This window comes from Actinomadura sp. 1N219, from assembly GCF_044326405.1.
Lineage (GTDB): Bacteria > Actinomycetota > Actinomycetes > Streptosporangiales > Streptosporangiaceae > Spirillospora.
Map to the genome: position 1 here is coordinate 305297 of NZ_JBIRAY010000003.1, position 26453 is coordinate 331749.

The 26453-nt window shown below is 72.0% G+C and carries 26 protein-coding genes; 4 read left to right on the top strand and 22 right to left on the bottom strand.

Annotated elements, in window-relative coordinates; translation table 11 throughout:
- The first annotated feature begins 76 nt into the window (after positions 1–76).
- Positions 77–721, top strand: coding sequence for a dihydrofolate reductase family protein (locus ACH35V_RS13590; RefSeq protein ID WP_395972403.1), 645 nt, complete (start codon positions 77–79; stop codon positions 719–721).
- A 67-nt stretch (positions 722–788) separates the two neighbouring features.
- Here the strand turns inward: ACH35V_RS13590 and ACH35V_RS13595 are convergent, their stop codons facing one another.
- The 6 genes from ACH35V_RS13595 to ACH35V_RS13620 all read right to left on the bottom strand — a co-directional run bounded on the left by ACH35V_RS13595 (position 789) and on the right by ACH35V_RS13620 (position 8205).
- A complete protein-coding gene (locus ACH35V_RS13595; protein WP_395972404.1) occupies positions 789–1700 on the bottom strand; it encodes a hypothetical protein in 912 nt (303 codons plus the stop codon).
- A gap of 477 nt (positions 1701–2177) precedes the next feature.
- A complete protein-coding gene (locus ACH35V_RS13600) occupies positions 2178–3104 on the bottom strand; it encodes a ketopantoate reductase family protein (protein WP_395972405.1) in 927 nt (308 codons plus the stop codon).
- Positions 3105–3121: 17 nt separating this feature from the next.
- Positions 3122–4240 carry an enolase C-terminal domain-like protein gene (locus ACH35V_RS13605; RefSeq protein WP_395972406.1) on the bottom strand — a complete coding sequence of 373 codons (1119 nt, stop codon included), beginning with the start codon at positions 4238–4240 and terminating at the stop codon, positions 3122–3124.
- 62 nt (positions 4241–4302) lie between these two features.
- A complete protein-coding gene (locus tag ACH35V_RS13610) occupies positions 4303–5847 on the bottom strand; it encodes an AMP-binding protein (protein ID WP_395972407.1) in 1545 nt (514 codons plus the stop codon).
- A gap of 62 nt (positions 5848–5909) precedes the next feature.
- Positions 5910–6977 (bottom strand): phosphotransferase family protein, encoded by a 1068-nt coding sequence (locus tag ACH35V_RS13615; protein WP_395972408.1) that lies wholly within the window; start codon positions 6975–6977, stop codon positions 5910–5912.
- 25 nt (positions 6978–7002) lie between these two features.
- Positions 7003–8205, bottom strand: a complete 1203-nt coding sequence (locus tag ACH35V_RS13620; RefSeq protein ID WP_395972409.1) for an acyl-CoA dehydrogenase family protein — start codon at positions 8203–8205, stop codon at positions 7003–7005.
- Between the two features lie 111 nt (positions 8206–8316).
- Here ACH35V_RS13620 and ACH35V_RS13625 point away from each other — a divergent pair, with 111 nt between their 5' ends.
- Positions 8317–9516 (top strand): RNA-guided endonuclease InsQ/TnpB family protein, encoded by a 1200-nt coding sequence (locus ACH35V_RS13625; RefSeq protein ID WP_395972410.1) that lies wholly within the window; start codon positions 8317–8319, stop codon positions 9514–9516.
- A 41-nt stretch (positions 9517–9557) separates the two neighbouring features.
- Here the strand turns inward: ACH35V_RS13625 and ACH35V_RS13630 are convergent, their stop codons facing one another.
- The 13 genes from ACH35V_RS13630 to ACH35V_RS13690 all read right to left on the bottom strand — a co-directional run bounded on the left by ACH35V_RS13630 (position 9558) and on the right by ACH35V_RS13690 (position 21085).
- Positions 9558–10073, bottom strand: coding sequence for a VOC family protein (locus tag ACH35V_RS13630; protein WP_395972411.1), 516 nt, complete (start codon positions 10071–10073; stop codon positions 9558–9560).
- 68 nt (positions 10074–10141) lie between these two features.
- A complete protein-coding gene (locus ACH35V_RS13635) occupies positions 10142–10909 on the bottom strand; it encodes an enoyl-CoA hydratase/isomerase family protein (protein ID WP_395972412.1) in 768 nt (255 codons plus the stop codon).
- 3 nt (positions 10910–10912) lie between these two features.
- Positions 10913–11680 carry an SDR family NAD(P)-dependent oxidoreductase gene (locus tag ACH35V_RS13640; RefSeq protein WP_395972413.1) on the bottom strand — a complete coding sequence of 256 codons (768 nt, stop codon included), beginning with the start codon at positions 11678–11680 and terminating at the stop codon, positions 10913–10915.
- A gap of 37 nt (positions 11681–11717) precedes the next feature.
- Positions 11718–12500 (bottom strand): ABC transporter ATP-binding protein, encoded by a 783-nt coding sequence (locus tag ACH35V_RS13645; RefSeq protein ID WP_395972414.1) that lies wholly within the window; start codon positions 12498–12500, stop codon positions 11718–11720.
- Positions 12497–13300 (bottom strand): ABC transporter ATP-binding protein, encoded by an 804-nt coding sequence (locus ACH35V_RS13650; RefSeq protein WP_395972415.1) that lies wholly within the window; start codon positions 13298–13300, stop codon positions 12497–12499. The genes ACH35V_RS13645 and ACH35V_RS13650 overlap by 4 nt, the downstream gene beginning before the upstream one ends.
- Before the next feature lie 13 nt (positions 13301–13313).
- Positions 13314–14420, bottom strand: coding sequence for a branched-chain amino acid ABC transporter permease (locus ACH35V_RS13655; RefSeq protein WP_395972416.1), 1107 nt, complete (start codon positions 14418–14420; stop codon positions 13314–13316).
- Positions 14420–15295 (bottom strand): branched-chain amino acid ABC transporter permease, encoded by an 876-nt coding sequence (locus ACH35V_RS13660; protein ID WP_395972417.1) that lies wholly within the window; start codon positions 15293–15295, stop codon positions 14420–14422. Before ACH35V_RS13660 ends, ACH35V_RS13655 begins: the two co-directional genes overlap by 1 nt.
- 18 nt (positions 15296–15313) lie before the next feature.
- Positions 15314–16570, bottom strand: a complete 1257-nt coding sequence (locus ACH35V_RS13665; RefSeq protein ID WP_395972418.1) for an ABC transporter substrate-binding protein — start codon at positions 16568–16570, stop codon at positions 15314–15316.
- 69 nt (positions 16571–16639) lie between these two features.
- Positions 16640–17167: a DoxX family protein gene (locus ACH35V_RS13670; RefSeq protein WP_395972420.1), complete on the bottom strand. Its 528-nt coding sequence runs from the start codon at positions 17165–17167 to the stop codon at positions 16640–16642.
- Entirely contained in the window at positions 17164–18285 is a 1122-nt protein-coding gene (locus ACH35V_RS13675; protein WP_395972421.1) for an alpha/beta hydrolase, read from the bottom strand. Before ACH35V_RS13675 ends, ACH35V_RS13670 begins: the two co-directional genes overlap by 4 nt.
- Before the next feature lie 126 nt (positions 18286–18411).
- Positions 18412–19011, bottom strand: coding sequence for a 3-isopropylmalate dehydratase small subunit (gene leuD / locus ACH35V_RS13680; protein WP_395972423.1), 600 nt, complete (start codon positions 19009–19011; stop codon positions 18412–18414).
- Positions 19011–20417: a 3-isopropylmalate dehydratase large subunit gene (leuC, locus tag ACH35V_RS13685; protein ID WP_395972424.1), complete on the bottom strand. Its 1407-nt coding sequence runs from the start codon at positions 20415–20417 to the stop codon at positions 19011–19013. The genes leuD and leuC overlap by 1 nt, the downstream gene beginning before the upstream one ends.
- A gap of 41 nt (positions 20418–20458) precedes the next feature.
- On the bottom strand, positions 20459–21085 hold the full coding sequence (locus tag ACH35V_RS13690) for a TetR/AcrR family transcriptional regulator (protein ID WP_395972425.1): 627 nt from the start codon (positions 21083–21085) through the stop codon (positions 20459–20461).
- 143 nt (positions 21086–21228) lie between these two features.
- On the opposite strand from ACH35V_RS13690, the gene ACH35V_RS13695 reads away from it, so the two are divergent.
- Positions 21229–21786 carry a VOC family protein gene (locus tag ACH35V_RS13695; protein WP_395972426.1) on the top strand — a complete coding sequence of 186 codons (558 nt, stop codon included), beginning with the start codon at positions 21229–21231 and terminating at the stop codon, positions 21784–21786.
- A gap of 136 nt (positions 21787–21922) precedes the next feature.
- Positions 21923–23095: a 4-hydroxybenzoate 3-monooxygenase gene (locus ACH35V_RS13700; RefSeq protein WP_395972428.1), complete on the top strand. Its 1173-nt coding sequence runs from the start codon at positions 21923–21925 to the stop codon at positions 23093–23095.
- A gap of 21 nt (positions 23096–23116) precedes the next feature.
- Here the strand turns inward: ACH35V_RS13700 and ACH35V_RS13705 are convergent, their stop codons facing one another.
- Genes ACH35V_RS13705 through ACH35V_RS13715 form a run of 3 tightly spaced genes read right to left on the bottom strand, consistent with a single transcriptional unit; the run spans position 23117 to position 26363 of the window.
- Entirely contained in the window at positions 23117–23905 is a 789-nt protein-coding gene (locus tag ACH35V_RS13705) for an ABC transporter permease (RefSeq protein WP_395972429.1), read from the bottom strand.
- Complete coding sequence (locus ACH35V_RS13710) at positions 23902–25413, bottom strand: ABC transporter permease subunit (RefSeq protein WP_395972430.1); 1512 nt, start codon at positions 25411–25413, stop codon at positions 23902–23904. The genes ACH35V_RS13705 and ACH35V_RS13710 overlap by 4 nt, the downstream gene beginning before the upstream one ends.
- Entirely contained in the window at positions 25410–26363 is a 954-nt protein-coding gene (locus ACH35V_RS13715) for an ATP-binding cassette domain-containing protein (RefSeq protein WP_395972432.1), read from the bottom strand. Before ACH35V_RS13715 ends, ACH35V_RS13710 begins: the two co-directional genes overlap by 4 nt.
- Between the last annotated feature and the right edge of the window lie 90 nt (positions 26364–26453).

Consider the following 26453-nt stretch of genomic DNA (forward strand, 5'->3'; position numbering starts at 1 on the left):
GATGTCGCAGCGATGATTCTGCCGACGCCCGCAGGTCTACCTCGTGGCGGGACAACCAATTCATCGGGAGCATGCAATGGGCCTGATCCACATCGAAATGTTCGCGACCCTCGACCTGGTCGGGCAGGCGCCCGGCGCCCCCGGCGAAGATCCGCTGGGATTCGAGTTCGGCGGCTGGCAGGCGCCGCTGCTGGACGAGGTCGGCGGCGCGCAGGTCGGCGCCGCCTATGAGGGCACCGACGCGCTCCTGCTCGGCCGGCGGACGTACGACATCTTCGCCGCCTTCTGGCCGCACCAGGAGGGCGGCCAGGACGACGAGATCGCGACGCTGTTCAACCGCGTCCCCAAGTACGTGGCCTCCCGCGGCAAGCCCGACCTGTCATGGGCCGGGTCCACGCAGCTCGGCCCGGACCTGGCCGCCGCAGTGCGCGAGGTCCGCGACCGGCACGAGAACGTGAAGGTCGTCGGGAGCCTGAACCTGGTGCAGACGCTCCTGCGGGAGAAGCTCTTCGACCGTCTCGACCTGTGGGTGCACCCGATCGTGCTCGGCGTCGGGAAGAAGGTGTTCGACGGCGGCGCGGTGCCCACGAACCTCGCCCTTCTCGAACCGCCGGTGGCGACGCCGTCGGGCACCGTGTACCTGCGCTACGGGCTGGCCGACGGCACGCCCGGGACGGGGGACATGAGCGCCCCCGACCGCGGCGCCGGGCAGACCGGCTGACCCCGGCCGGCCAGGTTGGTCCGGTTGGTCCGGTTGGTCCGCCCCGGACGTCAGGCGCCGGGGCGGGCTAGCGGGTTCGCTGCGGGATCAGCTGCAGTCGCACGTTCTCGTCGTAGGGAATGACGAACGTGGAGATCCGGGCGGTGGAGTCGGTGGGCTTCCAGGTGAGCGGAATGAGGAAAAGGCGTCCGCCCGAGGCCGGGAGAAGGCGCAGGTTCTGATAGCGGTGCCGGTAGGCGACCTTGTCGCCGAAGTCGGCGTGCCTTGTTTCCTGCGGGACGTCGACCAATGGTTCCTTGGTGTAGATGACCACCTCGGGAAGTTTGCCGAGGTTTTTCGCGTCGTCGTAGGCGCGGGCGATTCCGACTTCTCCGGCGAGGCTGTTGGCGGCCCAGAACAGGCCCATCACGCCGATCGCGATGGCTGCCAGGCGTCCGCCGCGTTCGATGCCGTCCATCGCCGGTTCCTGGGTGCCGGCGTGGCGGGCCAGCCAGAACCCGTATACCAGCAGCGGGGCGCACGCGGTCAGCGACAGCGGGGTGACCCCGGGGGTCTCGTTCCGCGCCACCTCGGTCGACAGCAGCCCGACCAGGGCCCGGACCAGCAGCGCCAGGCCGATCAGGGCGATGCCGACGCCGAGCCGGCGGGCCTGGCGCGGCCGGGACGGCAGGATCGTTCCGCTGATCAGCGCGTGCGCGCCCAGCACCACGAGTGCGATCAGGAGCAGCAGGGCCGCCGCCGGATACGCCACCTCGACGCCGAATTTCAGCAGATCCTGATTGGCCAGCTCGGTCAGTTGCAGATCGACGCCGAAATACCGGAAACGCTGCAACGTGGCGACATAGCCGTACCAGATCAGCACGGCGGCGATGAGCGTCGTCGGCGGGCCGAAGGTGCTCAGGGCGGCCAGCCGCTGGGTCCAGTCCTGCGCGGGATCGGGCGCCGGTTCCTCGGCAGGACGCCGCCGCTCGGCCCTCATGCGTGCTCTCGCCAGCCGGTCGGACCCGCGGTCAGCACTGGCCAAAGCCGGACTCTCCAAAGTACGGCTCCACCGAGTTGGGCACCCATTCCACGCAGGCCGGGAGGTCGGTGGTGGATTGCCATGTGGCCCGGACGGGGCGGCCGGGACCCGGCTGGGCTCCGCGGATGTTCTGGCACGGCCCGACGGCGGTGTCCGTGCAGAGTTTCGAAAGGGACCAGGTGACCCTCAATGTGTATTTGGCCGGGAGAGCGGGCCGCGAAGTGGACGACAGGAATTGCGGGCCCATGCCGCAGCCCTCGGTGGGCGAGATCACCGAATTCGGCGCGCACGGTTTCGGTGCGGCGGACCCCAGTCCGGCGCATCCGCTCTCGCTTCTATAGGTCACCTCAGCGAAAGCCGCAGCCAATCTGGCGGCCTCCGACATGTCCGCGTCTCGCGCCTCAGGCCCCCCAACGATCTGCACGCTGAAATTCTCTATCGGTCATTCGCCCAAGCGGTCTCGCGGGCGCGGACCAGGGCCGTCAGCGTGGCGTTGACCGGGGCCTCCCGGCCCGCCTTGGCGGCCTCGCGGGGCACCGCGCCGTTGATGAACATGATCTCGCTGACGCGCCGGGCCTCGTGGTCGAGGAGCGCGGACGGCTTCGCGGCGGGCATCTGCGCCCCGAAGTCGCGGACGAACTCGACGGGTTCCGGCGCCGAGACGGCGACGCCGAGAGCCCGCGCGGTGTCCCATGCCTCGGTGGCCGCCGCGCGGCTGACCGGGCCCATGTGCTCGTCGTCCATGACCTCGCCGACCGTCAGCCCGGTCAGCGCGCATGGAGCGCTGTAGGCGACGTTGCAGATGAGCTTTTCCCATTGCATCGCGGCGATGTCGGAAACGGCTTGCGCGTCGAATCCGCCGAGCCGCCAGGCCGCGGCCACGCGCTCGACCTCGGAGTGGCCGAGCCCGCCGTGGCCGCCGAAACGGAGCGCGCGCATCGCATTGTGGTGGACGATCCCCGGGCCTTTCACCGACGCGCCGAATCCGCTCGCTACCCCGACGGCGAGCCGGTCGCCCCCGAGTTCCGCGGCGACGACGTCGGCCGAGCCGAAACCGTTCTGAATGGTGAGGACGACGGTCGCGGGCCCGATGAGCGGCCGCGCTTCGGCCGTCGCGGTTCCGACGTCCGCCGCCTTTACCGCGAGGACGACGAGATCCACCGGGTCATCGGGAGCGGAAGTGTGCGCCTGGACCGAGACCCGGAATTCGCCGTCCGGCCCGGACACTTGAAGCCCGTTCTCGGCGATGGCCGCCATGTGCGCGGCCCACCTGTCGACGACGAGTACGTCATGGCCCGCAGACGCGAGCCGTCCGGCGTACACCGACCCCATCGCCCCGCAGCCGACCACCGCAATTCTCATGGCTTCCCTCTCCATGCTCATCCGACCAACCGCGCGATCTCCGTCGAAAGGCCCGGCTTCGCTTCGAGGCCGAAGCCGGGGTCGTCGGCGGGACGGATCCGGCCGTCCGCCAGGCGGCAGCCGGGGCCGTAGCCGCCGAACGGCTGGAACACCCCCGGATAGGCCTCGCAACCGCCGAGGCCGAGACCCGCCACGATGTGCAGGTTGATCAGGTGCCCGCCGTGCGGGAACGCCGACCTGCGGTCGAACCCGTGCTCCTCCATCAGCTCGATCATCCGCACGTACTCGGTGAGCCCGTAGCTGAGCCCGGCGTCCATCTGGAACACGTCCAGGCCCGCGCGGACGCCGCCGAAGAGCAGCAGGTTCTTCACGTCCTGGACGGAGAACAGGTTCTCGCCGGTGGCGACGGCGCCCGGGTAGACCTCCGCGAGGCGCCGGTGCAGGTCGAAGTCGAGCGGGTCCACGGCCTCCTCGTACCAGCGGAGCCCGTATCCGGCGACGGCCTCGGCGTACGCGTGCGCCTGCGTCCAGCCGAACCGCCCATTCGCGTCGACAGCGACCGCGGAGCCGCCGCCCATCGCCTCGACGGCCGCCTCGACGCGCCGCAGGTCGTCGGCGAGCGGCAGGCCGCCGATCTTCATCTTCACGGCCGGGTACCCGCCGTCCCGGTAGCCGCGCAGTTCGGCCGTCAATTGCCCGATGTCGTCGCCGGGACGGTAATAGCCTCCGGCGGCATAGACGGGGACGCCGTCGCTTTCCGGGGCGCGTCCGTACGTCTTGCCGATGACGGCGTAGGCCGGTTCGCCCGTGTATTTGGCGAGCAGATCCCAGCAGGCGAGTTCGACGGCGGCGGCAGCGGCGGCGCGGTCGCCGTGGCCGCCGGGCTTCTCGTCCTTCATGGCGCGCTTCAGGACGCGTCCCGGATCGAGAAGCCCGGTGTCGGGGGCGAGCAGCGAATCCGGGTCGGCGGTGAGCACGCGCGGGATCATCCGGTCGCGCAGGATCCCGCCCTGGGCGAAGCGTCCGATGGAGTTGAACGCCACGCCGGTGAGCGGACGTCCATTCCTGCGCACATCGCTGATCACCGCTACCAGGGAAACGGTGTGGTCGGCGAAGCTGACCACGGAATTGGCCACGTTCCCCTGCAGCGGAACGGATGTCTCTCGAATCTCGACGATACGCAAAGGCGGTCCTTCTGCTAATGCGCGCCTGAGACGCGCGGGACGGCCAGCTCGCGGAGCCGCCGTTTGAGCACCTTGCCGCTGGGCGTGCGGGGCAGTTCGCCGACCAGGTCGACCCGGGTCGGGCATTTGTAGTGCGCGAGCCGTTCCCGGCAGAAGGCGATCAGCTCCGGCTCGGTGAGCACGGCGCCGTCCCTGGCGACGACCATCGCGGCGACCGTCTCGCCCCAGCGCTTGTCGGGGACGCCGACGACGGCGGCCTCCGCCACGTCCGGGTGCTCGGCCAGGACGTTCTCGACCTCGACCGGATGGACGTTCTCGCCCCCGGTGATGATCATGTCGGTGATGCGGTCGGTCAGGAACAGGTAGCCGTCCCCGTCCAGGTGGCCGGCGTCGCCGGTGCGGAACCAGCCCCCGGCGCGGAAGGCGCGGGCGTTGTCGGCCTCGCCGCCGAGGTATCCGGGAGTGAGGAGGGCGCTGCGCATCCAGACCTCGCCGGTGGCTCCGGCGGGCAGCTCGCGCTCGGTCTCGGGGTCGCGGACCTGGATCTCCACCCCGTCCGCGGCGCGCCCGGCGGACGCCAGCCGCGCGCCTCCCCGCCGGTGGTCGTCGGGGCCGAGGAATGTGATGGGCCCGCAGGCCTCGGTCATCCCGTAGCTCTGGACGAGGTCGCAGCCGAGCACCGCCTGAGCCTCCTCGATCACGGCGGGCGGCATCGGGGACCCGCCGTAGATCAGCGTCCCCAGGCTGCTCAGGTCGGCGCCCGCCACCGCGGGGCTCTGGACCAGGGTCTGGACGACGGCCGGGACGCTCAGCATGTGCGTGGCCCGGACGTCCTGCAGCACGCGCAGGACCCCCTCCGGCGACGCGTCGGTGAGGAACACCGACCTGGCGCCCCGGCCCAGGCAGTAGAACAGCCAGCCCGTGCCCGAGACGTGGAACAGCGGGGACGGGACGCACACCGCCGATCCCGGGCCGACCTCCCACGGCGCGGACGACGCCAGGTTCGCCGCGATGTTGCCGTTGGTCAGCTGCACCGCCTTCGGCTGGCCCGACGTCCCGGAGGTGTAGATGAGCAGGGTCGCGGCGCCGGGGTCGGCCGGACGCGGGTCGGCGACCGCGGGCCGCCCGTCCAGCCAGGCGTCGTAGCCTCCGGCGACACTGAGGTCGCCGCCGAGCACCACGGCGTTCTCTCCGGCGGCCTCGTCCGTCACGCCGAGGGCGGGCAGGTACGCGGCGTCGCTGACGATCGTTCCCGGCCGGGCGTGATCGAGGACGCGCGCCAGCTCGCCCGGCGCCAGCCGCCAGTTGAGCGGGACGGCGGGGACGCTGCGCCGGTTCGCGCCCACCATCAGCTCGGCCCAGACGGCGGAGTCCCGGCCCAGGTAGGCGACGGGGCCGCGGGCGCCCTCCAGCGCGTTCGCGACCTGCGCGGACCGGTGCGCGAGCGCGCCGAAGGTGAGCAGCCTGCCGCCCGCGTTGCCGGTGGCCGGACCCTCGGGCGCCTCCCGGGCCCAGTGATCGGCCATATCGGCCAGCGAACCGGTGAATCGGTCGTCCATGAATGCGCCTCCGGGTCACCCGTTATTAGCAGAAATCTGACGTCGTTTCCAACTGGCCGCCCTCAGCGGGCGTCGAGACGTTGCAGGCCGCGCTCGGCGATCTCGCGGACCTCGCCGTCGAGGTCGCCGAACTCCTGCCCGGCCATCGCGCCCGCCCGGACGCGGACGGCGATGCCCTGGGTGATCACCGCGCACTTGAAGTGCGCCAGCGCCTCGTAGAAGGGCAGGTCGGGCAGCTCCACGTCCGCCTGGCGCGCGTAGCGGGCGGCGATCTCGCCGCGCGGCGGGAAGCCGGGCAGCGCGGTGACGGCGGGGGTCAGCCGCAGCCCCGGCTCGCCGGGCTCCTGCCAGTAGAAAAGCAGCAGCGCGAGATCGGTCAGCGGGTCGCCGAGCGTGGACATCTCCCAGTCGAGGACGGCCCGGACCGTGCCGGGGTCGTCCGCGTCCATCACGCAGTTGTCGAGCCGGAAGTCCCCGTGGACGATCGCGTTCCGCTGCGACGCGGGCACCGATTCGGCGATGCGGCGCCCCAGCTCCTCGACGGGCGCCACGGCTTCGGTGCGGGAGCGCTGCCACTGGTCGTTCCACCGCCGGACCTGCCGGGCGAGGAAGCCGTCCGGCCTGCCGAAGCCGTCCAGCCCGACCGACTTCGGGTCGACGCAGTGCAGGGCCGCCAGCGCGTCGACCAGCGCGCACGCCAGCTCCGCGCGCTGTCCGGGGGCGTCGGCGTACCCGTCGGGGATGCGGTCCCGGATGACGTGGCCGCTCACGCGCTCCATGACGTAGAAGGGCGAGCCGGTGAGCCCGCCGTCGTCGCTGAGGACGATGCGGGGAACCGGCACCGGGGACGGGCCGAGCGCCCGCTGGACCCGCGCCTCGCGTCCCATGTCGTGCGCGCTCGGCAGCAGCTCGCCGGACGGCGGCCTGCGCATCACCAGCTCACCGGCCGCGCTGGCCAGCAGGAACGTCAGGTTCGACTTCCCCCCGGCCAGCAGCGTCGCGGTCAGCCCGGCCCACCGCGCGTCGCCCGTCGCCGCGGCCACGGCGGGTCCGAGCAGGTCGGGACGGACGAGCTCGTCCAGCCCGGCCCCGGCTCCCGCGGCCTCCGGCCCGGCTCCGTCCGTCACCATGCCCCGCCCCTTTCGCCGTCCACGCTCACGCTCCGAAGTCCCAGCCGTTCCCGCGCTCGAACTCGCGGAGCAGCCGCCGCCCGACGTTGACCACGTGCACCTCGTCCGCGCCGTCGTAGATGCGCCCGAACCGCGCGGCGCGGTACATCCGGCTCAGCGGGGTGTCGCCGGTGAGGCCGGCCGCCCCGTGCACCTGGACGGCCCGGTCGATGACGTCGTGCAGCATCCGCGCCCCGACGACCTTGATCGCGCCGATCTCGACGCGCGCGTCGTGGCCGCGGTCGATCCTGCTGGCGGCGTCCAGGGTGAGCAGGCGGCAGGACTGGATCTGCGCCCAGCTCTCGAACACGTGCTGCTGCATCAGCTGCCGGTCGCCCAGCTTCTCGCCTTTCAGCATCCGGCTGTTCAGCCGGTCGCACATCAGCTCGAAGGCCCGCTGCGCCTGGCCGAGCCAGCGCATGCAGTGGAAGATGCGTCCGGGGCCGAGCCGCTCCTGCGCGATCGCGAAGCCCGCGCCGCGCTCGCCGAGCAGGTACCCGGCGGGCACCCGCACGTCGGTAAAGGACAGCTCGTAGTGCCCGCCCTCGATCCCGAGCACGGGCGTCTCGCGGACGATCCGGTACCCGGGCGTGTCCGTCGGGACGACGATCAGCGAGAACGCGCGGTGCGGCGGCGCGTCGTCCGGCTCCGTCCGGCACAAGACCGTGGTGAAGGCCGCGTCACCGGCGCCCGTGATGAACCATTTGCGGCCGTTCAGCACCCACTCGCCGTTCTCCAGCCTGGCGGAGGTCTCGAGCTGGGTCGGGTCGGAGGACGCGACGTCCGGCTCGGTCATGGCGAAGCTCGGCCCGATGGCGCCCCGCACCAGCGGGTCGAGGAACCGGTCGCGGACCTCGCCCTCGGCGTGCCGGCGGAGCATGAGCGAGTCCTGGAGCGTCCAGGTGCCGAGGGCGTACTGCCCGAAGTCCGAGCGGCCCTGGACCTCGTTCACGTAGACGTAGTCGAGGAACGGCATCCCGCCGCCCCCGATCTCCGCCGGGTGCCCGAGCGCCCACAGCCCTTCCTTCTTCGCCTGGGACTGCAGCTCCGCGAGCAGCTCGCGGGATTCGGGGGTCCGCACGTCCAGCGCGTGCTCGACGGGTTCGACGCGCTCGGTGAGGAACCGGTGGACGGCCTCGCGCAGCGGCAGCACGTGCTCGGGGACCGAGAACGCGCTCGGCGGCTTCATCGGATACCTCCAGCGTGGAAACCCCGTCCTTCAGGTCGGGGAGGAAACGTGGAACGGTGCGGCATGATGACTGTCCGGGGTTTGTCGGTGGCGTTCGGTAGGTTGCGGGACATGTCCCGGTACCGGCTGTGCCCGACCCCCGCCCAGGAGGCGCTGCTCCTGGAGCATTGCGGACATGCCCGGTTCGTGTGGAATCTGGCGGTGGAGCAGCATGCGTGGTGGACGCCGCGGCGGGGCCCGGCCCCGGGCTATGTCGCTCAGGCCCGTCAGTTGACTGAGGCCCGCGCGGCCAATTCGTGGTTGGCGGCGGGGTCGCAGACGGTGCAGCAGCAGGCGCTCAGAGACTTCGCCCAAGCGATGGCGAACTTCTTTGCGGGCACGCACCGCCGCCCTACCTGGCGCAAGGCCGGTGTGCATGAGGGGTTCCGGATCGTCGGGGCCCGGGGCCGGGCTTGGGACGTTCGGCGGTTGTCCCGCCGTACCGGTGAGGTGCGGGTGCCGAAGGTGGGGTGGGTGCGGTTGCGCTGGTCGCGGCCTGTCCCGCCGGGGGTGAAGTCCTTTCGGGTGGGTCGTGACCGCGCCGGGCGGTGGCATGTCGCGTTCACCGCGGTCCCCGCCCCGGTTCCCGCGCCCGGTAACGGTGCGGCGGTTGGCGTCGACCGGGGCGTGGCCGCCTCGGCCGCGCTGTCCACGGGCGAGACCTCCACCGTGCCGGGGTTGAGGCCGCGTGAGAAGGTCCGGCTGAAGCGGCTGCTGCGCCGTCTGGCCCGCGCCCGGCGGGGATCCAACCGCCGCGCCCGCCTCAAAGCTGCCATCGCACGGCTCAAAGCGCGTGAGGCCGACCGCCGCAAGGATTGGGTGGAGAAGACCAGCACGGATCTGGCACGCCGGTTCGACCTGATCGCCGTCGAGGACCTGAACGTCCGCGCCATGACCCGCTCGGCCAGGGGCACCATCGACGCCCCCGGCACCAACGTCCGCGCCAAGGCAGGGCTCAACCGCTCGATCCTGGCCAGCGGATGGGGACGCCTGGTCACCCGGCTGGAGCACAAGGCACCCGGACGCCTCGTCCGGGTCGACCCGGCCTACACCTCGCAGACCTGCCATGCCTGCGGGCACCGCGCCCGGGACAACCGCGAGAGCCAAGCGGTGTTCCGGTGCGTTGCCTGCGGGCACCGCGACAACGCCGATGTCAACGCCGCCTGCAACATCCGAGACACCGCCGTGGGACGCACGGTGGCTGCGCGGGGAGGCGGGGCGCCGGCCCGGCCGGTGAACCGCGAACCTCAACCCGTTCTCCTCTCTGTGTAGCGGACGGGTTGGAATCCCCCGCCTTCAGGCGAGGGAGGACGTCAATTCACCATCGACTTGTGCCGGCTGTGGTCGACGTCGTCGAGGGTCGCGGTCAGGAGCCGGTGCGCCTCCGCCGGGTCGGCCTCGAAGCCGGGCGTGTCGATGCACAGCTCGACCATGATCCCGTTGGGGTCGATGTAGTACAGCGAGCGCAGGTAGTCGTGGTCGACCTCCATGTACGGCTCGACCCCGGCGGCCTGCATCCGGCCGCGCACCTCCTCCACCTTGGCGGCGGTGACGTTGAACGCGATGTGGTTCACCCAGCGGGGCAGCTTGTTGCCGATGGAGATCTCCGAGCTCCAGCCCTCCCGCTCCCCGGCCTCGTGCAGGTCGAAGAACGCGATGCAGCTGCCGTCGCCCGTGTCGTGGAAGGTGTGGCGGAAGAATCCGCCGCTTGGCCCCGCCGCCACCTCGGTGTGGACGAGCGGGAATCCCATCAGCTCCTCGTAGAAGCGGGTGGTCGCCTCCAGATCGCGGCAGGCGTAGGCGACGTGGTGGATTCCGGGAGCGGGCACGTGAGTACCTCCGTATCGAAGAAGGGGAATTCTGTTTCTGAAGGGGTTCTGCGGGTTCTGAGGGCGGCTCAGCGGCCGGTGAACGAGGGGTCCCGGCGTTCGGTGAATGCCGTGACGCCTTCGCGGAAGTCCGCCGTGCCGTGCAGCAGTGCCTGGTCGCTGGCCTCGTGGCGCAATATCGCGTCCAGGCTCTGGTGGCCGCCGGCGAGCATGGCCTTGGTGAACGCGACGGCCATGGGCGGCTGCTCGGCCAGCCTGCGGGCCACGTCCATGGCGGCCGGCAGCGCCTCCCCCGGCGCGGCCGGGTAGTCGGCCAGGCCGATGCCGGCGGCCTCGTCGCCGCGCACCGGCTCGTCGAGGAGCAGCATCCGGCGGGCCCTGCCGTCGCCCACGCGCTTCGGCAGCGACCACAGCAGGCCCAGGTCCGCCATCAGCCCGAGGCGCGGGAAGGCGCAGCGGAACGTCGCGTCCTCGGCGGCGACGACGAGGTCGCAGGCCAGCGCCAGGGACAGCCCGGCGCCGACCGCGTGCCCTTCGACCGCGGCGACCACCGGCTTCGCGCCCGCCGCCAGGGTGCGGACGGTGCGGTGGAGCGCGTTCAGGTTGCCGTAGGTCCCGGCGACGGTCGCGTTCTCCAGGACGGCGATGTCGACCCCGGCGCAGAACGTCCCCTCCGACCCGGTGAGGACGAAGGCGCGTATCTCTGGATCAGCCAGGCCGTCGTCCAGGCGCTCCTGCAACGCGGCCATCGATTCGAGGGTGAACGCGTTCCGCTTCGCCGGACGATTGAGCCTGAGAACGCGCACCGCGCCGTCGTCGTCAACTGAAACGGCCATCTCTCACACCGCCGTCCAGCCGCCGTCGACCGACAGGACGCTCCCGGTGACGTAGGCGGACGCGTCCGACGCAAGGTAGACGAGCGCTCCGTCCAGCTCGTCGGCGCGCCCGCCCCGGCCCATCGGAATGGTGCGGCGGATGTAGGCGCGGCCCTCCTCGGTGGCGAAGAGCTCCTGGCTCATCTCCGACTCGAAGTAGCCGGGCGCGATCGCGTTCACGCGCACGCCGTCGCGCGCCCACTGCGAGGCCAGCTCGCGCGTGAGGTTGACGGCCCCGGCCTTGCTCGCGCAGTAGCCCCCGTGCGGGATGCGCTTGGACCCGACCAGCCCCAGCGCGGACGCGATGTTCACGATGCTGCCCCCGCCCTTCTCGGCCATCGCGAGTCCGGCGTACCGGGCGCAGGTGTAGAGGCCGACCAGGTTGACCTCCAGGATGCGGCGGAAGTCGTCGGTGGTCTCCTGGGCGACGGTCTTGACGTGGGTCGTGCCCGCGTTGTTCACCAGCACGTCGAGCCGTCCCGCCCAGTCCTCCGCGCGGGCGACGAGGGCGCGGACGTCGGCCTCCACCGTCACGTCCGTCGTGACCGGCAGCACCCGGTCCTCGCCCAGGTCCCGTGCCAGTTCCTTGAGTTCCTGGGTACGCCGCGCCGCCGCCACGACCCGGGCTCCGCGCCCGGCCAGGCACTGGACGAACCGCCTCCCCAGGCCGGACGAGGCGCCGGTGACGACCACGCCGCGGCCGGTGAGATCGAACAGATCTGGCTCCGCCACGCAATCCTCCATTTCGCTGTTCACGCCGGATCGGATTTCATGCCGGATCGGCCTGGGCGCTGCCGAGATATGCCGCGAGGACTTCGGGGTTCGCGCCGATCTCGGCGGGCGTGCCGACCGCGACGAGGCGGCCGAAGTCCAGGACGGCGATCCGGTCGCAGATGTCCATCACCACGCCCATGTTGTGCTCGATCAGCACCACGGTGAGGCCGAGGCGCTCATTGGCGTCGAGAATGGCGTCGACCATCGACTCGACCTCGTCGTGCGTCATTCCGGCGACGGGCTCGTCCAGCAGCAGGACGTCGGGCTCGGCGGCCAATGCCCGGCACAGTTCGACCTGGCGCTGGGTGCCGCCCGGAAGCTCGCCCATCCGCGTGTCGCGGAGCGCGCCGAGACCGAACATCTCCAGGACCTCTTCGGCCTTGGCCCTGCTCTCGCGCTCTTCGCGCGCGGCCCATCCGTACCAGAGCATTCCGCGCAGCACGCCTGCCCGCTGCTTGCTGATGCATCCGAGAAGGACGCTGTCCAGGACGGTCATGGTGGGAAAGGACTCGACGTTCTGGAACGTCCGTCCGATGCCTCGCGCGTTGATGCGGTCGGGACGCGCGCCGCGAATTTCCCGGCCGCGATGGCGGATCGAACCCTGCTGCGGCCGGTACACGCCCGAGACGCAGTTGAAGAGCGAGGATTTCCCCGCGCCGTTGGGGCCGATGATTCCGAACGTCTCCCCTTCCCGGATCTCCAGCGAGACGCCGTCCAGGGACCTGACCCCGCTGAAATTGAGGGTGACGTCCTCGAGTTCGAGAACCGTGGTGGTCATCGGGCCGCCCTTTCCGCCGTCCGCCGGGCGCGCCGGCCGCTCACGTCCTGCCCGCCGAGGTAGTACTGCGCGACCCGCTCGTCGCCGGCGAGTTCGGCGGCCGGGCCGCCGGTCACGATGCGGCCGGCCTCCAGCACGTAGCCGTACTCGGCGACCTCGAACGCCAGCAGCGCGTTCTGCTCGACCAGCAGGACGGTGGTGCCCTTGGCGTTGATGGCCCGGACGACGTCGCGGATCTCCTCCACGATGCGGGGCGCCAGGCCGAGGCTCGGCTCGTCCAGGACCAGCAGCCGCGGCTGGGTCATCAGCGCCCGGCCGATCGCGAGCATCTGCTGCTCTCCCCCGGACAGGAAGCCGGCCCGCTGCCCGAGCCGCTGCCGCAGGACCGGGAACAGGTCGAGGATCTCCTCGTACGTCGCGTCCCGGCGGCCGTCGTCGCGGCGCAGGGTGTGCGCGCCGGTCAGGAGGTTCTCGCGGACGGTCAGGTTCGGGAAGACCTGGCGCCCTTCGAGGACCTGCGCCACCCCCCGCCGGACGACGGCGGACGCGTCGGCGCCGGTGATGCCGTCTCCGTCGAGGCTGACCCGCCCTTTGTGGATCACGCCCTGGTGGGCCTTGAGGAGGCCGGAGACCGCGCGCAGCAGCGAGGTCTTCCCGGCGCCGTTCGGCCCGACCAAGGCGACGATCTTCCCGGCGGGCGCCGTCAGCGAGACGTCTTCGAGGACGACGCCGCCCGTCCGGTAGCCGACTGTGAGGTCCTCGACGGCGAGTCCCGCCGCCGCCGCTTTCTTCTCAGTCATCCGGGTGCTCTTCTCAGGCATCTGACCGCCCCTTCCGCCCGACCGCGTTCAGGACCCGTTCGGAGATGCCGGCGAGTCCCCGCGGCTCGAAGACCAGCACCGCCACGATGGCGAGCCCGTAGAGGCAGTTCGCGAGGACGTCGACCGACACCCCGCCACCCGCCGACGGGGTGGTGCTGATCCCGGGGACGACGCCCGCCAGGAGCGTCACGACCTGCGGGATCGCGGTGACGAACACCGCGCCCGCGATGGCGCCGCGCAGCGATCCGACGCCGCCGATGATGATGATCGCGAGGAGCTCGACCGACATCATCAGGTCCCACTGGTCGGGGACCGCGTACGTCTGGTACGAGACCATCAGGGCGCCCGCGAGGCCCGCGTACGCGGCGGCGACGCCGAACGCCGCGCTCTTCATCCGGGCGACGGGGACGCCGACGACCCCGGCGGTCAGGTCGCGGTCGCGGATCGCCGCGAAGCCGCGTCCCGGCCGGGTGCGGCTGAGGTTGCGGGCCGCCAGGGCCGCCACCGCGAGGACGGCGCACGCGAGGTAGAAGAACTGCTGGTCGCCGGTCAGCATGAACGGGCCGGCGATCACGTCGTCCAGCAGGTCGTGGCCGAACAGCTCGACGGGCTGCGCGGCGCGTCCCTTGGTGCCGCCGGTGAGGCCCTCCCAGACGTCCCACACGTACTCCGCGACGAACAGGACCGCGAGGGTGACGACCGCGAGGTAGAGCCCGCGCAGCCGGGCGGCGAACGGGACGACGAGCAGCCCGACCGCCGCGCTGACCAGGCCCGCCGCCGGCAGCCACACCCAGATCGGCAGGCCCTGGTCGGCGCCCAGCCAGATCGCGGTGTAGCCGCCGACCGCGACGAACGCGGAGTGGCCGAGCGAGACCTGCCCGGCCAGGCCCGTCAGCACGTGGAGGCCGAGCGCGGCGATCGCAGAGATCGCCGAGAACACCGCGATCGCCTGCCACTGCGGCGTGCTGAACAGGGGGACGGCGAGGAGCACGACCACGGTGGCGATGCGCGCGCCGCGGGACGTCCACGAATGCTCCGGACGGTCCGCCGGCGACGACACGACGTCCGCGTCGGCGCGGGTCTTCACGGTGGAGGTCATCAGATGCGCTCCGCCTCGTGGTGCCCGAAGAGTCCCGAGGGACGCAGCGTCAGGACCAGCAGCATCGCCACGTACGGAAGCACCACGTGCACGCCGCCGTACTCCGCCAGGTACCCGGACCCGAGCACCAGCATCAGCCCGACGCTCATGCCGCCGACGACCGCGCCCGCCAGCGAGTTGAACCCGCCGATCACGAGCGCGGGCAGCGCCCCGAGGGCGGTGTCGACCATGTCCGGGGAGACGCGGCGCGGGAACGCGCCGAGGAAGATCCCGCCGGCGACGGCCAGCACCCCGGCGATGCCCCAGGACACGGTCTGGACCCAGCGCATGTTGATGCCCTGCGCCAGGGCGGCCTCGTGGTGGTCGGCCGCGGCCCGCAGGGCGAGGCCGTGGCGGGTCTTCTGGAAGAACAGCCAGAGCGCGGCCAGCAGGACGAGGGAGACGCTGATGATCCAGACGCCCGTCCAGGAGAGGGCGACGCCGCCGACGCGCAGCACGCCCCGTCCCATCGGCCCCTCGGTGGACCCGCGCGGGTTGACGCCCCACGCCATCGCGACCACGGCCTGCCCCATCACGGACAGGCCGAGCGTCGCCATGATCACGACGTAGAGGGAGCGTCCCGCCAGGCGGCGCAGGATGACCTTCTCGCACACGATCGCGAGCGCCACCATGCACACCAGCGCGACCAGGACGCCCCAGCCGAACCCGTACGGGACGAGCGCCGCGACGATGTAGGCGCTGATCATCACGAACACCGGGTGCGCGAAGTTGAACACGCCCGAGCTCTTGAACACCATGACGAAACCCAGGCCGATGAGCGCGTAGATGCAGCCCAGGGCCATGCCCTGGAAGCTCAGCTGGAGGAAGTTGTCCATGATCGCCTCAGTGGCCCGTCAGCTCTTGGAGCCGTCGGCGAGCCGCCACTTGGCGGCCAGGTCCGTCGCGCCGAAGCCGGTGACCGGCACCGGCACCCCGCTCCTGGTGTCGATCTTGTTCATCCGGGTCTGCCGCGACGGGATCCGGGTGTCGGCGTCGCCCGCCCCGTACTTGAGGTCGGGGCTCAGCCCGTCCGTCGTGACGTTCAGCCCGGACATGGCGGCCACCACGCCCTTCTGGGTGAGGTCCTTCTCCTTGCACGCCTTCTCCAGTGCGGCGACCGCGACGGACGCGTCCACCCAGCCGGCGATGACGAGCTGGTCGGGCTTGGTGCCGGGCGCGACCTTCTCGACGTTCTGCTTCACCTCGGCCATCGCGGGGACGTTCTCGGTGTAGAGGACGCTGCTGGTCACCACGTGCAGCTTGTCGACGAGGCGGCCGAGCTGCTTCGCCATCGCGGTCTCGTAGCCGGAGTCGACGGTCAGCCAGTGGGGCGAGTAGTCGAGCTGGGACGCCTGGCTGAGGATCGGCCCGGTCTTGGAGGCGATGCCGTGGATCCACACGGTCTCGGCGCCCGCCTTCTTCATCTTCAGGACCTGGGCGGTGAGGTCCTCCGCCTTCACGTCGTAGGCGGCCTCGGCGACGACCTCGATGGCCGGGTCGTTGGCCTCGACGTAGCGGACGGCCTTCTGGCCCTCCTGGCCGAACGCGTCGTCCTGGTAGATGACGCCGACCTTGAGCTTGCCGTCCGAGCCGGCCTGCTCCTTCTTCGCCCAGTCCAGCCCGTTGATGACGTACATCGGGAACGGGGTGGTGAACAGGTAGACGTTCTCCAGCTTGATGACCTCGGCGGCGCTGGTCGCGGCGAGCGTCGCGATGCCGTCGCGGGCGATCTGCTGGCTCAGGCCGTAGATGCTCGTCGCGCCGAGCAGCTGCCCGATCATGACGATGTCCTTGACGTTCGCGCGGTACGCCTGCACCGCCACGGCCGGGTCGTACTTGGTGTCGGCGCGGACGGACTTCAGCTGCCGCCCGCACACGCCGCCGGCCGCGTTGGCCTTGGCCAGGCGCGCGTCGAACCCGGCGGCGCCGGCGATCGCGCCCGCGGCGACGGGGCCGGTGTAGCCGTTGAAGAGGCCGATCTTGATCTCGTCGTCGGTGACGCCGGCGTCGACCTTGACGCCGTCCTTGCTGGTCGACGCTCCCGGGGTGGCGCAGGCGCCGGCGAGCGCGGCGGTGACCGCCAGGGAGATGCAGGCGAGTCGTGTTTTCACAGGGGGTACCTCGTCATCCGCTGAAGGCTGCCGGGAATGGTGGATGTCGGTGTCGAGCTTTTCCGGTTGCTATTCGTGGGGATTCGAAGCCGCAGCTCGCAGGTGAGACTGGCGGCGTATGAGCGTCAGGGTGACCGCGACCACGACCACGGCCAGCAGGAGCGCCGATTCGGGCAGGCCGGCGAGATCGTCGATTCCCGCGAGACGGTCGATGGAGATGCGTCCGGGCCCGGTGAACAGGAGGGCGAGGGCGGCGGCCGCGAAGACCGCGGGCAGCTCGACTCCCTTGTCGCTCTCCCACAGGCCGTTGGGGACGTGCAGCGAGGCGGCGACGAGCATCACGCCGACGACCGTCGCTCCGGCGGCGGGCGTGAGGAACCCGGCGACCAGCGCGAGCCCTCCCGCCACTTCGAGGACTCCGGCCAGGGTCGCCATAGGCCGTCCCGGACGGAACCCGCCCTTCTCGAAGGCGAGCGCCGTCTGCGCCAGGCCCGGCCCGTCCAGCAGGCCGAACTTCTTCAGCCCGTGACCCGCCAGGTAGAGCCCGAAGACCGCCCGCAGCGCGAGGAGCCCGATGTCGGCCGACGTGCCCGTCATGCCAGGCGCGCCGTGGTCCAGGCGGCGATCAGGTCGGCGAGTTCCGCCCGCGCCGCGTCGCCTCCGTCTCTGCGGAAGTAGTGGTCGCCCGCGATGACGTGGGACTCCTTGTCCTCGGATCCCAGCGCCTCCAGGATCGCGTCGGCGTCGCTGGGGAACACGCCGGTGTCCATGTCGGCGTTCACCACGAGCGCGGGCTCCTTGATGCGGGCGAGGTGCGGCGTCGCCCGGGTCTGGGAGTCCTCCAGGCTCCAGAGGGAGAGCCAGGTCCGCAGCGTGCAGGTGCCCGCGATGCCGAAGACCGAGGCGTTGGCGCGGGCCGGCTCGCCGGCGTAGCAGGAGTTGGGAGGACGCCGGGTGGGCTCGATCGTCGCGTCCACCATGCGCGGGTCGGCCCAGGTGCGGTGGACGTTGAACAGCCGGTCGCCGAACCCGGCGTCGCGGAGGCGGCGCATCTCGTCCTTCACCCAGCGGGTGATGCGGTGGTTGCGGCGTGCCTGGGCCTCGCGGTACCGGGCGAGGAACTCGTCCGAGTAGGGCGCGGGGTTGCCGGGGTCGAACAGGCTGAGCGCGGGGTCGGTCGAGACCGGGTCGGACTCGTCCACGACCGACGGGTCCATCCAGGCCGTGAGGACCTCGGGACGGCCGAGGTGCGCGGCCGTCGAGATGTAGGCGTCGGCGGCCGGAAGGTCCAGCACGCCCCGCGCGGGGCGCATGCCGTCCAGCGGCGTGACGTTGGGCTCCTTGGCCTGCGACTGGTAGGCGGCCATCAGGGACCCGCCGCCCGAGTTGCCCAGCAGGACGACCTGCTCGACGCCCGCCTCCTCCCGCAGCCACCGGACGCCCTGGCCGATGTCGACGAGGGCGTGGTCGAGCAGAAAGTGGCTCTCGGCGCCCCGGAAGCGCGTGTTCCAGCCAAGGAAGCCCAGGCCGCGCTCAGCGAGGAAGTCGGCGAGGTAGTGCTCGGAGAAGTCGACCGAGTAGTGCGTCGCGATCAGCGCGATCTTCGGCGTCCGGCCGGCCGGGCGGTGGTACAGCCCCTGGCACGGGTGTCCCCCGGCGCCGGCCCGGCCCGCCGTGGGCGAGGCGAGGCCGACGAAGAGTTGTTCCACCGCCATGGTGATACTCCCAAAGTAAACCTGACGTCGTATTCGTACCTTAGCCGCGGGTTCAGGGGATGTCCATACGTTGATCTGGGCACATTCACCGCCGGGCGCTCGCCCGGCCGGGCGAGCGCGGGCCGGTCAGGGACGGCCGGTGGGCAGCCAGGGCGGCCGGGCCCGCTCGTGGGCGGCGATGGCCTCGTGCCGGGCGAGGGTCAGGTCGATCTCGTCCAGCCCGTTGACGAGCCGGTGGTGCGCCGAGTCGTCCAGCTGGAAGGGGGCGTCGCGGATTCCGGCGGCCGGGCAGTGGACGGAACGTTCCACTACGTCCACCACGATCTCGGTCGCGGGGTCGTCGGCCGCGGCGGCGAGGAGCGCGCGGACGACGTCGGGCGCCGCCTGCACCGGGACCAGGCCGCTGTTGGGCAGGTTGCCGCGGAAGATGTCGGCGAAGCCGGGCGCGACGATCGCGCGGAAGCCGTAGTCGCGCAGCGCCCACGGCGCGTGCTCGCGGGACGACCCGCACCCGAAGTTCGGGCCGCTGACCAGGATCGACGCCCCGCGGTACTCCGGCCGGTTCAGCACGAACCCCGGGTCGCGGCGCCATTTCTCGAACAGGCCGTCCTCGTAGCCGGTGCGCTCGACCCGCTTCATCCAGTGCGCCGGGATGATCTGGTCGGTGTCCACGTCGCCGCGGTCGAGCGGGACGGCGCGGCCGGCGACCCGCGTGACGGGCTCCATCAGCGCGCCCCTGGGAGATCGGCGGCGCTCGCCAGGTGGCCGAGGACGGCCGAGGCCGCGGCGGACTCGGGCGAGACCAGATGGGTGCGCGCACCCGGGCCCTGGCGCCCCTCGAAGTTGCGGTTGGACGTGGACGCGCTGCGCGTCCCCGGCTCCACGACGTCGCCGTTCATCCCGACGCACATGGAGCACCCGGACGAGCGCCACTCGAACCCGGCGGCGCGGAACACCTCGTCCAGGCCCTCCTCCTCGGCCCGCCGCTTGACCCGCGTGGAGCCGGGGACGACCAGCGCCCGGACGGTCGGCGCGATCCGGCGGCCGCGCAGCACCCCGGCGGCGGCGCGCAGGTCGGCGAGGCGGCCGTTGGTGCACGAGCCGATGAAGACGGTGGAGATCGCGATGTCGCGCAGGGCGGTGCCGGGCGCGAGGTCCATGTAGTCCAGCGCGCGTTCGGCGGCGGCGCGTTCGGCGGGGTCGGCGAAGGACTCCGGGGCGGGCACCGTCCCGTCGATGCCGGTGGTCTGCCCGGGGTTGGTCCCCCAGCTCGCCTGCGGGCCGATCGCGGACGCGTCGATGACGGCCTCCCGGTCGAACGCCGCGCCGTCGTCGGTATGGAGGGTGCGCCAGTCGTCCAGCGCGCGTTCCCAGAGGCGCCCGCGCGGGGAGCGCTCGCGGCCCTCCAGGTAGGCGAAGGTGGTGTCGTCGGGGGCGATCATGCCGCTGCGCGCCCCGGCCTCGATGGCCATGTTGCACACGGTCATGCGCCCCTCCATCGGCAGCGCCGCGATCGCCTCGCCCCGGTACTCGATGAGCGCGCCGGCCCCTCCGGCGGTGCCGATCCGGGCGATGATCGCGAGCGTGAGGTCCTTGGCGGCGGTGCCGGGACGCGGCGTCCCGCGCAGCGTGACGGCCATGGTGCGCGGCCGGGGCATCCACAGCGTCTGCGTGGCCAGGACGTGCTCGACCTGGCTGGTCCCGATGCCGAACGCGATCGCGCCGAACGCGCCGAGCGTGGCGGTGTGGCTGTCGCCGCAGACGATCGTCATGCCCGGCTGGGTCAGGCCGAGCTCGGGGCCGATGACGTGCACGATGCCCTGCCCCGGCGAGCCGAGCGGATGCAGCTCGATCCCGGCGCCGCGGCAGTTGTCCTGCTGGATCCGCAGTTGCCGGGCGCTCAGGCCGTCCAGCAGGGACAGCGCGTCGGGCGCGGTGGGCACGTTGTGGTCGGCGGTCGCCACGGCGAGGTCGGGCCGCCGGACGGGGCGTCCGGCCAGCCGCAGCCCCTCGAACGCCTGCGGCGAGGTGAGCTCGTGCAGCAGCTGCAGGTCGATGTAGAGAAGGTCGGCGTCGCCGCGCTCGATGACGTGCCGGTCCCAGACCTTGCCGGCGAGCGTTGCAGGGGTCACGGTTCACTCCAGGAATGCGCGGCGGGGGCCCCGGCGGGCGGTCAGCCGGGGTCGGCCCGCCAGTAGATCGCCCGGTACCACATCTCGCCGAGGGTGCGGACGGCGTCCTCGTCGTCGATCTCGGCGTCCTCGCCCGCCCCGGCGAGCAGGTCGTAGCAGAACTGGTTGAGCATCGCGACGATCGCCCTGGCCGTGAGCTGCGGATCGGCGCCGGGGCAGTACCCCTCCCGCTGGGCCCGCCGGACGCTCTCGGCGATGCCCTGCACGGCGTCGTCGCACAGCTCCCGCCAGTGCCCCGCGAACTCCTCGTTGATCATGGCGAGCTGGAAGACGCCCACCATCTCGGCGAGCCGCTCGCGGTAGGTCTCCCAGTGCGCGCGCGCCGACTCCATGACGCGCTCGCGGTGCGGGACGCCGTGCTTGTAGGCGACGACCGCCCGCGCCTTGGCCTCCTTGCGGAAGTCGTCCGCCCAGTGGGCGAGCAGGTCTTCCTTGGAGTCGTAGTAGTTGTAGAAGGAGGCGGGCGAGCGTCCGGCCTCCTGCGCTATGTCCGCGACCGTCATCGCGAGGAAGCCCTTGCGGGCGATGATCCGGCGCGCGGCCGCCTCGATGGCGGCGAGCGTCTTGCGCCCGCGCTGCGTCGGACGGGGGGTCTGATCCTTCTCCACACCTGAACCTAACATCGGGTTTTCTCCCGCTGGAACACGCCGCGCTGGGGAGCGCGCCGGACGGCCTGCCGGGGCCTGACACGGCCAGATATGAACCTGATGTTAGCATCATATGAGCCGACCGCACCCCCCGGGAGTGATCATTGAGTAACGAGGAACCGCCCTTCCGCGTCCGCGGCTTCAACCACGTCGCGCTCGTCTGTTCCGACATGCGGCGCACGGTCGAGTTCTACGGCGGAGTCCTCGGGATGCCGCTGATCAAGACCATCGACCTGCCGGACGGCATGGGCCAGCACTTCTTCTTCGACGCGGGCGGCGGCAACTCCCTCGCGTTCTTCTGGTTCCCGGACTCCCCCGCCGCCGCGCCCGGCGTCGCCGCGCCGGTGACCGTCCCCGGCTTCGGCGAGTGGATCAGCGCGATCGGCTCGCTCAACCACGTGGCCTTCGACGTCCCGGCCGACAAGTTCGAGGAGTACCGCACGCGGCTCAAGGCCAGGGGCGTCAAGGTCGCGCCGATCGTCAACCACGACGACAGCGAGACGCAGGTCGCCGAGCACATGCACCCCGGCGTCTACGTACGCTCCTTCTACTTCCAGGACCCGGACGGCATCCTGCTGGAGTTCGCGTGCTGGCTGCGCGAGTTCACGCCGGAGGACGTCCGGCACGCCCCGCGCACCGCCGCCGACCGCGTGCGCCACTGACCGCGTGCGCCACTGACCGCGTGCGCCACTGACCTGGACCGCCGGGGGACGGCGGCTGCATGTGGGCCGCGGCGAGTCCCATACCGGTCGGCCTCAGTGCCCACACCGGCCGGGCTCGGTGGGGTAAACCTCGACCATGCGCGAGAGCACGCGGGTCGCCGTCATCGGAGCCGGTCCGGCGGGACTGACCCTGGCCAACCTGCTCCGGTCAGCCGGCGTCGGCTGCGTGGTGCTGGAGCGGCAGAGCCGGTCCTATGTGGAGCGGCGCCAGCGCGCGGGCGTGCTCGACCACGCCAGCACGCGGATCTTCGAGGAGTGGGGGCTCGCGGACGCCTTGCTGGCCGGCACGCCCGAGGACCGCGTCCTCGAGATCCGCGTCGACGGGGAACCTCGCGTCCTGGACATGCACGCCCTCTCGGGTGGCAGGACGGGCCGGGCCATCCCGCAGCAGGTACTCGTCGCGCGCCTCATGGCCGCCTTCCTGGACGGCGGCGGCGACTTACGGTTCGACGCGGACGAGGTGACCCCCCACGACCTCGAAGGCACCGGCCCCAAGGTCACCTATCGCGACGCTGACGGGGCCCTGCACGAGATCGCCTGCGACTACATCGCGGGATGCGACGGCTACCACGGCGTCACCCGGGCCAGCGTGCCCGCACACGCCATGACCACCTACTCCTACGACCACGGCATCGGATGGTTCACCGTCCTCGCCGACGCGCCGCCGCCGCGCCGCCCGCTCTTCGCGATCAGCACCCACGGCTTCGCCGCGCAGTTCCCGCGCGGTCCGGCGGCCTGCCGCCTCTACCTCGAATGCGCGCCGGACGACGTACCGGCCGACTGGGACGACGACCGGATCTGGGAGCAGTCACGGCTCCGCCTCGGCGACGAGGCACTGCCCACCGGTCCGATCACCGAGAAGAACGTCGTGGAGATGCGCAGCTTCGTCGCCGACCCGATGCGGTACGGGAGGCTCTTCCTCGTCGGCGACGCCGCGCACATCATCACGCCCATGGGCGGCAAGGGGATGAACCTCGCGATCGCCGACGCGGACGTGCTCGCCCGCGCACTTCGCGCGGCCGTGCACGACGGCGATGAGAAGCCGCTCGCCGCGTACTCCGACACCTGTCTCAAGAGGGTGTGGAACCAGCAGGAGTTCTCCCGCTGGCTGACCGAACTGACGCACGAGGCCGGTGACTCCGCGCTCGCCGGGACGTTCCGCCGCCAGCTGGCCAGGGCCCGGCTGGACCGGCTGTTCGCGTCCGGTCCCGCTGGCCGCGCGTTCGCGGACCTCATGGCGGGCGGCTAACGTCCGGCGCGGGCCCTCGGGCTAGGGGTCGCGGATGTGCAGGAGCAGGGAGGCGGCCATGAGCGTGGCGGCGGCCCATGCGGCGGTCACGCCGAGACCGGTCCAGGGGCCGATGGGCAGGCCGCGGACGTCGCCGGTCGCCTGCACGGCGAGCCCCACGCCGGGCCCGATCCGCTGCAGCAGCCGCTGCCAGTGCGGATCGCCGATCACCTGGGCGAGGACGGGGAAGAGGTAGAGCAGTCCGAGGACGACCCCGATCCCGGTCGCGGAGTCCCGCAGGATGGTGGCGACGCCCAGGCTGAGCAAGGCGATCAGGATCAGGTAGAGGATCGATCCGGCGGCCGCGCGCAGCGTCGGCCCGTCGGCCAGGGACAGGGCGGGGTGGCCGTGGGCGTCCGTGAAACCACGGCCGGGGAGGATGAGGCGTCCGGCCAGCAGCGACCCGAGAACCGCGGCGGTCCCGGCCGCCGCCACGACGCCGGTGAGGGCGACGGCCTTGGCCGCGAGTGCGGTGATCCGGTGCGGCGTCGCCGTCAGGGTGGTGCGGATCATGCCCGTGCCGTACTCGCCGGCGATGACCAGGACGGCCAGGACGGCGACCGGCGCCTGGCCCAGCTGGACGCCGATGAGGCTGAGCCTGGTGAGGTCGAGCCTGGTCGGGTCGCCGCCGCAACCCGCGGACGTGCAGGTCACCACCGACGTCGCCGCCGCGCTGAGGGCCACCGTCGCCGCGATGGCGCCGAGCAGCAGCCAGAGAGGGGCGGCGACGGTTCGCAGCTTCGTCCATTCCGCGTGGAGGGCCGGTGTCATGCGTCCCTCCGGTGGAGAAGGACGGCCGCGACCGCCAGGCTGACCACCGCGTAACCGGCCAGAACGGCGAGCCCGGCCCACGGCGCAAGCGGGTAGTAGCCGTTGGACGGCGTGTAGACGCTCGCGACCTGGTGATGCTCCACCAGCGTCTGCTGGACGGCGAAGGCCGCCGCCGGTGTCACCCGTCCCAGCCAGTTCGACACGCTCGCCGGCATGAACGGGATGGCCATCAGGATGTAGGGCAGGACGACGGCGACGACGACGCCGGTGACCGCCCCGGCGCCGTGCCGGAAGATCGTGCCGGTGGCGAGGGCCAGGATCGAGGCGGCGGCCAGCAGCGCCGCGATCCCGAGCTGCAGGCGCAGCTCGGTCGAAGCCGCCGTCGGGAAGATGAAGACGCCGTTGGCGCGGGCGAGCCGCTCGCCGAGCGGAATCGCGGCCGCCGCTCCCGCCAGCCCGGCGACGAAGGTGACGGCTCCCAGCACGATCGCCTTGGCCATCAACACCCGAGGCCGCCTGGGGCTCGCGGCGAGAGTGACGTGGATCAGGTTTGTCCTGTACTCCGTGGTGATGAACAGCGACCCGACGACGATCACCGCGATCAGCGCGGCGAACGTGCCGGTGAGGATCTCTCCGAGGGTGCCGCCTGTCGGCAGGGACTCGCGGACGGCGGGCGCTATGTCTCCGGCGCCGGTCACCGTGAAGCGGCCGTCAGAACCGGTGAACGAACCCGAGGTGTTCTCCGGGTAGCCGGCGAAGGTGGGAGATTCGGGTCCGATCTGGTCGCCCGTCCAGCCGCCACCGGCCCAGCGCCCCTGGACGCGAAGATCCCCGAAGACGGCCGTGGACACGCTTCCGCGCGTGCTCTTGCCGTGCACGGAAGGCGGGGACGCGACGAACAGCCCAGCCTGCGCGGACGGCCCGAGCCCACGCACTTGGACGGCGCCCACCTTCGTCCAGTGCGCACCGTCGGCGGAGGCGTAGCCGGTGATCGTGTCGCCTGAGCGCTCCAGCCGCAGCAGGCGGGGGGACGCGGCGGAGACGGGGCCGGGGAGGCCCGCGGTGTCGTTGACGTAGCCGTGCTGCATCCGCACGCCGTGGCCGCCGGTGACCATGATCGCGGCGTACGGCGACCCCTGGCGGGTGCCGTCCTTGATGATGAGCCCGGCCTTCGCCCACGGCACGCTGCCGGGCCGCAGCTCGGCGGGGCCGGTGGGGATGCTGCTCGCGAGCGCGGAGACGGAGACGGTGATGCCGCCGTTTCCGGCCAGCGGACGGTGCACGAAGTAGAAGCTGTCGGTGACCGGCTCGCCGCCGGGCCCGGTCGGGACGGGCGGTGCGCCTTTCTGATCGCTGCTGACCCCGGCGAACAGGGCGAACAACACCACCAGCAGAGCCGCCGCCACTATGCCGACGACCCAGCCCGGGACCGTCCGGAACTTGGTCCATTCCGCGTGGAGCAGCCGGGGGAAGCCGTCCGGCCCGCCGGACCGGTGAGCGGGGATCATCGTGATGCCTCCGTGGACGTCACCGCGCGGAACTCGACCGCCTCGCGAGTGAGCTCCAGGTAGACGTCCTCCAGGGTGGCGCGATGGGCCGACACCTCGGAGAACGGCACCGCGCCCTGGCCGAGCAGGGCCACGATGCGGTCCGCGGACAGGCCGGACACGGTGACGGTGTCGCGGCCGGTCGCCACGACGGTCCCGCCGGAGTGCGCCAGCACCCTCGTCGCGTGCGCCTTCGCCGTCGTCCGCACGGCCACCCGGCGCCCGGACGCCGCCGCGATCAGGTCGGCCACGGCGGCGTCGGCGATGGCCCTCCCGCGTCCGGCCACGACGAGATGGTCGGCCGTGCCCTGCAGCTCGCTCATCAGGTGGCTGGAGACCAGCACAGCGCGGCCCTCGGCGGCGAGCGACCGCAGGAATCCGCGCGTCCAGACGATGCCGTCCGGGTCCATGCCGTTGAACGGCTCGTCCAGCATGACGATCGGCGGATCGCCCAGCAGGGCCGCGGCGATCCCGAGCCGCTGGCGCATGCCGAGCGAGTAGCCGCCGGCCTTGCGCCGGGCCGCCGGGCCCAGGCCGACCAGTCCGACGACCTGGTCCACCCGCCGCGCGGACAGGCCCTGCGAATGCGCCAGCCACATGAGGTGGTCGCGTCCGGTGCGGCCGGGGTGCAGCGCCGCCGCGTCCAGCAGCGAACCGACGTGGTTCAGCGGGCGCCGAAGGGCGCGGTACGGCTTCCCGCCGATGAGGGCCGTGCCCTCGTCGACGGCGTCCAGGCCCAGGATCGCGCGCATGGTGGTGGACTTGCCGGCCCCGTTCGGCCCGACGAAGCCGGTCACCACGCCCGGACGGACGGTGAAGGACATGCCGTCGAGCGCCAGGACGGCCCCGTACCGCTTGCGCAGCCCGGCGACGACGATCCCCGGGCCGCTCGCGGTCTGAAATCGACTCATGGCCTCGGTTCTACGGGGCGGCCGGTTCCACCGGGGTCGCGGCCGCTGCGACCCGGTTGCGACCGTGGACCTGGCATCGTTGGCGGCATG

Bases quoted from the DNA above. Each gene is read 5' to 3' on its own strand.
- ACH35V_RS13590 (WP_395972403.1), top strand. From the start codon at position 77: ATGGGCCTGATCCACATCGAAATGTTCGCGACCCTCGACCTGGTCGGG.
- ACH35V_RS13595 (WP_395972404.1), bottom strand. From the start codon at position 1,700: ATGAGGGCCGAGCGGCGGCGTCCTGCCGAGGAACCGGCGCCCGATCCC.
- ACH35V_RS13600 (WP_395972405.1), bottom strand. From the start codon at position 3,104: ATGAGAATTGCGGTGGTCGGCTGCGGGGCGATGGGGTCGGTGTACGCC.
- ACH35V_RS13610 (WP_395972407.1), bottom strand. From the start codon at position 5,847: ATGGACGACCGATTCACCGGTTCGCTGGCCGATATGGCCGATCACTGG.
- ACH35V_RS13615 (WP_395972408.1), bottom strand. From the start codon at position 6,977: ATGGTGACGGACGGAGCCGGGCCGGAGGCCGCGGGAGCCGGGGCCGGG.
- ACH35V_RS13620 (WP_395972409.1), bottom strand. From the start codon at position 8,205: ATGAAGCCGCCGAGCGCGTTCTCGGTCCCCGAGCACGTGCTGCCGCTG.
- ACH35V_RS13625 (WP_395972410.1), top strand. From the start codon at position 8,317: ATGTCCCGGTACCGGCTGTGCCCGACCCCCGCCCAGGAGGCGCTGCTC.
- ACH35V_RS13635 (WP_395972412.1), bottom strand. From the start codon at position 10,909: ATGGCCGTTTCAGTTGACGACGACGGCGCGGTGCGCGTTCTCAGGCTC.
- ACH35V_RS13645 (WP_395972414.1), bottom strand. From the start codon at position 12,500: ATGACCACCACGGTTCTCGAACTCGAGGACGTCACCCTCAATTTCAGC.
- ACH35V_RS13650 (WP_395972415.1), bottom strand. From the start codon at position 13,300: ATGACTGAGAAGAAAGCGGCGGCGGCGGGACTCGCCGTCGAGGACCTC.
- ACH35V_RS13655 (WP_395972416.1), bottom strand. From the start codon at position 14,420: ATGACCTCCACCGTGAAGACCCGCGCCGACGCGGACGTCGTGTCGTCG.
- ACH35V_RS13660 (WP_395972417.1), bottom strand. From the start codon at position 15,295: ATGGACAACTTCCTCCAGCTGAGCTTCCAGGGCATGGCCCTGGGCTGC.
- ACH35V_RS13670 (WP_395972420.1), bottom strand. From the start codon at position 17,167: ATGACGGGCACGTCGGCCGACATCGGGCTCCTCGCGCTGCGGGCGGTC.
- ACH35V_RS13675 (WP_395972421.1), bottom strand. From the start codon at position 18,285: ATGGCGGTGGAACAACTCTTCGTCGGCCTCGCCTCGCCCACGGCGGGC.
- leuD (WP_395972423.1), bottom strand. From the start codon at position 19,011: ATGGAGCCCGTCACGCGGGTCGCCGGCCGCGCCGTCCCGCTCGACCGC.
- ACH35V_RS13700 (WP_395972428.1), top strand. From the start codon at position 21,923: ATGCGCGAGAGCACGCGGGTCGCCGTCATCGGAGCCGGTCCGGCGGGA.
- ACH35V_RS13705 (WP_395972429.1), bottom strand. From the start codon at position 23,905: ATGACACCGGCCCTCCACGCGGAATGGACGAAGCTGCGAACCGTCGCC.
- ACH35V_RS13710 (WP_395972430.1), bottom strand. From the start codon at position 25,413: ATGATCCCCGCTCACCGGTCCGGCGGGCCGGACGGCTTCCCCCGGCTG.
- ACH35V_RS13715 (WP_395972432.1), bottom strand. From the start codon at position 26,363: ATGAGTCGATTTCAGACCGCGAGCGGCCCGGGGATCGTCGTCGCCGGG.